Source organism: Rheinheimera riviphila, assembly GCF_004005945.1.
GTDB classification, from domain to species: Bacteria; Pseudomonadota; Gammaproteobacteria; order Enterobacterales; family Alteromonadaceae; genus Pararheinheimera; species Pararheinheimera riviphila.
In genome coordinates this window covers 1-1,307 of record NZ_SACS01000046.1, presented here as the reverse complement: position 1 = coordinate 1,307, position 1,307 = coordinate 1, and the positions used below count along the sequence as shown (strand labels likewise).

At 49.0% G+C, this 1,307-nt stretch carries 1 protein-coding gene; it reads right to left on the bottom strand.

Annotated features, from left to right (window positions below):
• Positions 1 to 35 precede the first annotated feature (35 nt).
• Entirely contained in the window at positions 36 to 1,247 is a 1,212-nt protein-coding gene (locus EOE67_RS20280; protein WP_127701423.1) for an IS256 family transposase, read from the bottom strand.
• Positions 1,248 to 1,307: the final 60 nt, after the last annotated feature.

Here is a 1,307-nt window from a genome sequence, read left to right as displayed (position 1 = left end):
GAGTATGTAAAATTTTCTGTGTAAGTGGCTGTTTATCATAGCGATACACGGTCACCGTACATGATAATGAACTGATTCATCGCCGGTTTCCAGTCCCTAAGTGGCATTGTCCACTTCTTCGCAATTTGATGTAAAGCTAGATACAGCAGTTTTAACACGGCTTCATCGTTCGGGAATGAACGTCTGGTTTTGGTAACTTTTCGCAAACTGGCATTCAAAGATTCAATCGCGTTGGTCGTGTAAATAACCTTCCGGATTTCAGGTGGATAGTCAAAAAACACACTCAGCCGGCTCCAGTTGTTTCGCCAGGACTGGCTAATGCCAGGGTGTTTTCCGTCCCAGGTCGCAGCGAATTCATCCAGTGCCTGTTCGGCTTGTTGCAGCGTGGCTGCACCGTAGATAGTTCGCAGGTCTGCAGCCACTTCCTTGCGCTCTTTCCAGCCCACAAACCGCAGGCTGTGGCGCACCTGATGCACAATACACAGCTGAACCTGAGTTTTCGGATAGACCGCTTCAATCGCTTCCGGAAATCCTTTGAGGCCATCACAACAGGCGATAAAGATGTCGTTCACGCCCCGGTTTTTAAGTTCGTTCATCACGCTCAGCCAGAATTTGGCGCCTTCGTTTTGCGACAACCAAAGGCCCAGCAGCTCTTTTTCACCGTCACTGTTGACGCCAAGTGCGAGATAAACCGCTTTGTTTTGAATGGCTCCAGAGTCGCGGCTGCGAACTACCAGACAGTCCAGATAGACTATCGGGTAGACCGTGTTTAATGGCCGTTGTTGCCAGATTTTGACTTCATCGAGCACGGCATTGGTCACCTGAGAAATGAAGGTTGGCGACACTTCGACATCATAGGCTTCTTCAAAATGCGCCTGAATATCACGGGTCGACATGCCACGGGCGTACAGCGAAATGATGCGCTCATCAAAGCCGCCCAGCTGTTTTTCGCTTTTCTTGACCAATCTCGGTTCGAAGGTGCTGTTACGGTCTCGCGGGACTTCCAGCTCGATTTCACCATGCACAGAGCGCACAGTTTTACTGGTTTTACCGTTGCGGGAATTACCGGATTTTTTACCGGCAGGATCATGTTTGGCGTAACCAAGATGGTGTTCCATCTCAGCTTCAAGGGCTCGTTCAGCAAGCTTTTTGGTCAACTGGCGCAACAGGCCTTGCTCACCCATCAGATCTTCAGGAGATTTGCAGTCAGCTAACAGCTGATCCAGTAATTGGTCTGTAATTGGCATTCTTTATCCCTTCCAAGGAGTTAGGTAGAATGCCACTTACACAGATTTTTTTACAGACTC

Coding starts and splice junctions, on each gene's coding strand:
- EOE67_RS20280 (WP_127701423.1), bottom strand. CDS start 1,247: ATGCCAATTACAGACCAATTACTGGATCAGCTGTTAGCTGACTGCAAA.